Raw genomic sequence first — 2,724 nt, 5'->3', positions numbered from 1 at the left:
CCCCCAGCCGCTGGCCAGCGTGAGCGGCGCCGGTGCCTCCTGGGACGTACCGGTCCACATCATCAGCGCCGATGCCGCGCTGTTGCGGCGCTTCGAAGGCCATGGGTTCACACCAGGCCTGCTGCCGGCACCGCGGCCCGCCGCCACGCACATGCACGCGCTCACGCCGATGCTGCTCGAGGTCTTCGACGGCAACCGGGCCGGCCTGCCGGGCGCGGCCGAATGAGGCGCATCGTGGCAGTGTTCCGAGAAATAGTTCACAGCCGCAAACCGCATGCTCTGATACCTTTTCGGCCATGCGCATCCTCCTCTTTCTTGCCAGCATTGCGGTCCCGGTCACGGCCTGGTGGCTGGGCTCCTTCACCGGCCTCTTGATCGCAACCGGCGCCTGCTTCGTGCTGGTTGCCGCGAGCTTCGCCTTCTCCATGGCCGGCAAGGAGGCCCGCGAGTCGAAACAGATGCAGCGTGCCTTCGGCCGCAGCACCACTTTCCTCGCCGGCCTGCGCGAGCACTGAGGCACAGCGCCGAGCCTCCTCGGCGCGCGTCAACCGGCAGCCGCCGCCTTGGCTACCGCGACCTCGGTCTCGCGCGGCAGCGTCACGTTGTTCTTCACCGCCAGGATCTCCGCCATCACGCTGACCGCGATCTCCGGCGGCGTCTTGCTGCCGATGTAGATGCCGATCGGGCCGCGCAGGCGCGCGAGCGAAGCCTCGGTCTGGTCGAAGTGCTCGATCATCCGTTCGCGCCGCGCCTGTGCGTTGCGGCGCGAACCGATCGCGCCCACGTAGAAGGCCTCGCTCTGCAAGGCTTCCAGCAGGGCCAGGTCGTCGAGCTTCGGATCGTGCGTGAGCGCCACCACGCAGCTGCGACGGTCGGGCTTGAAGGCGAGCACGGCGTCGTCGGGCATCTCGGTGCTGATCGTCACACCCGGCGTGGACCAGCCTGTGCGGTACTCGGCGCGCGGATCGCACAGCGTGACCGCGAAGCCGCTGAACTTCGCCATGGTCGACAGGTATTCGGCCAGTTGGCCGGCGCCGATCAGCAGCATGCGGTACTCGGGCCCGAAGGTGTTGACCAGTTCCTTGCCGGTGACCGTGAGCGCCGCGGGGACACCCGCCTCGGCCAGCCGCACGCCACCGTCCGCCAGCGAGACCGTGCGCTGCATCAGCCGCCCCTGCTCCAGCGCCTCGACGAGCGTCGCCAGCGAGGTGGCGTCGGGGTCGTACTCGAGCAGCAGCTCCAGCGTCCCGCCGCAGGGCAGGCCAAAGCGGTGCGCCTCGTCGGCCGTGACGCCGTACTTGACCAGCGCCGGCGGGCCCGAGGGCATCTCGCCAGGCGCGCCGTGGGCACGGCTGTAGCGCGCGATCAGGTCGTCCTCGATGCAGCCGCCCGAGACCGAACCGACCACCGCGCCGTCCTCGGCCAGCGCCATGATCGAACCGATCGGCCGCGGCGAGGAACCCCAGGTGCGCACCACGGTCGTGAGCAGCGCGCGGCGACCCGCGAGCCGCCAGTCGCGCAGCGTGCGCAGGACCATCACGTCGAGGTTTTCCATGCTCGTGCTCCGTTGCGCTATTCGCCCGGCTTCTCGCCGGCGTCCGCATCGGGCGTGCCGTCCTTCTTGCCGAAGCCCATCTTGCGCATGAGGCCCGCCATCTTTCCGGTCTTCTCGGAGGAATCTCCAGCCTGCGCGTCGGTGCTCTCGACCGCACTCGGGGGGCCGTAGCGTGCCTGCATCTCGGCCTCGAAGCGCTTGAAGAAGTCGTCGGCGGTCGACTTGGCGGCGCCGTCGATCAGGCGCTGGCCCAGCTGCGCGATCTTGCCGCCCACCTGCGCCTGCACCGTGTAGTCGAGCTCGCAGGCCGGATCGGTGCCGTCCACCGGGGTGAGCGTCACGCCCGACGAGCCCTTGGCGAATCCGGCCACGCCGCCCTGCCCTTCGAAGGACAGCTTGTAGCTGTTGGGCGGCAGGATGTCGGCCAGCTTCACCTTGCCGTTGAACTTGGCCGAGACCGGGCCGATCTTGACGGCCAGCGCGACCGTGTATTCGTTATCGCCGACAGGCTCGAACTTGTCGCAGCCGGGGATGCACTTCTTCAGCGTCTCCGGATCGTTGAGCGCCTCCCAGGCCTGCTGCTGCGTGATCGGGAGGCGGCGGTTGCCGAGCATTTCCATGGTTGTTCCTTGTTTCGTCACCGGCCGCAGCGCATCAGCGCCGCGAGGCTGGAGGCCAGTTGTTCCAGTGCGCTGAGATTGTGGACTGCGAGCATCGCGTCCGCATGGCGGTGCAGCACCGCAGCCCCGCGCGCCAGCGGGGCATAGCCTTCGTAGCGCAGCAGCGGATTGAGCCACAGTACGCGCCGCGAATGGCGCTTGAGCCACAGCAGCTCGCGCTCCAGCATCTCGGGCTCGCCGGTGTCCAGGCCGTCGCTGATCACCAGCACGAGGGTGCGGCGGCCGGTCAACCGGCGCGCGTGGTGCCGCCGCAGCTCGGCCAGCGAAGCGCCGAGGCGGGTGCCTCCGGCGAAGTCGGCGATCGCCTCGCCGGCGGCGCCCAGCATGGCGTCGGTGTCGGCAATGCGGAAGGCCGGCGTCAGGTCGGTCAGCTGGGTGCCGAAGGCGAACACGTCGCGCCGCCCGGCACGGCGCGTCGCCGCATGCAGGAAGGCCAGCAGCAGGCGCGCATAGCGCTCCATCGAGCCCGAGACATCGATCAGCACCAGC

General features: G+C 69.6%; 5 protein-coding genes. 2 read left to right on the top strand and 3 right to left on the bottom strand.

Annotated features, from left to right (window positions below; translation table 11 throughout):
- Both APY03_RS42690 and APY03_RS41755 read left to right on the top strand, forming a co-directional pair.
- A partial coding sequence (locus APY03_RS42690) for a hypothetical protein (protein ID WP_198161294.1) occupies positions 1-226 on the top strand: 226 nt, incomplete at its 5' end.
- A gap of 70 nt (positions 227-296) precedes the next feature.
- A complete protein-coding gene (locus APY03_RS41755) occupies positions 297-515 on the top strand; it encodes a hypothetical protein (RefSeq protein ID WP_102905304.1) in 219 nt (72 codons plus the stop codon).
- 29 nt (positions 516-544) lie between these two features.
- Here APY03_RS41755 and APY03_RS25060 read toward each other — a convergent pair whose 3' ends face one another.
- The 3 genes from APY03_RS25060 to APY03_RS44420 form a co-directional block, all read right to left on the bottom strand.
- Complete coding sequence (locus APY03_RS25060; RefSeq protein ID WP_068681180.1) at positions 545-1,555, bottom strand: XdhC family protein; 1,011 nt, start codon at positions 1,553-1,555, stop codon at positions 545-547.
- Positions 1,556-1,572: 17 nt separating this feature from the next.
- Complete coding sequence (locus APY03_RS25055) at positions 1,573-2,175, bottom strand: CoxG family protein (RefSeq protein WP_068681178.1); 603 nt, start codon at positions 2,173-2,175, stop codon at positions 1,573-1,575.
- 17 nt (positions 2,176-2,192) lie between these two features.
- A partial coding sequence (locus APY03_RS44420; RefSeq protein WP_232324391.1) for a VWA domain-containing protein occupies positions 2,193-2,724 on the bottom strand: 532 nt, incomplete at its 5' end.

Source organism: Variovorax sp. WDL1, assembly GCF_001541225.1.
Lineage (GTDB): Bacteria > Pseudomonadota > Gammaproteobacteria > Burkholderiales > Burkholderiaceae_C > Variovorax.
This window is presented reverse-complemented; position numbering and strand designations above follow the sequence as displayed.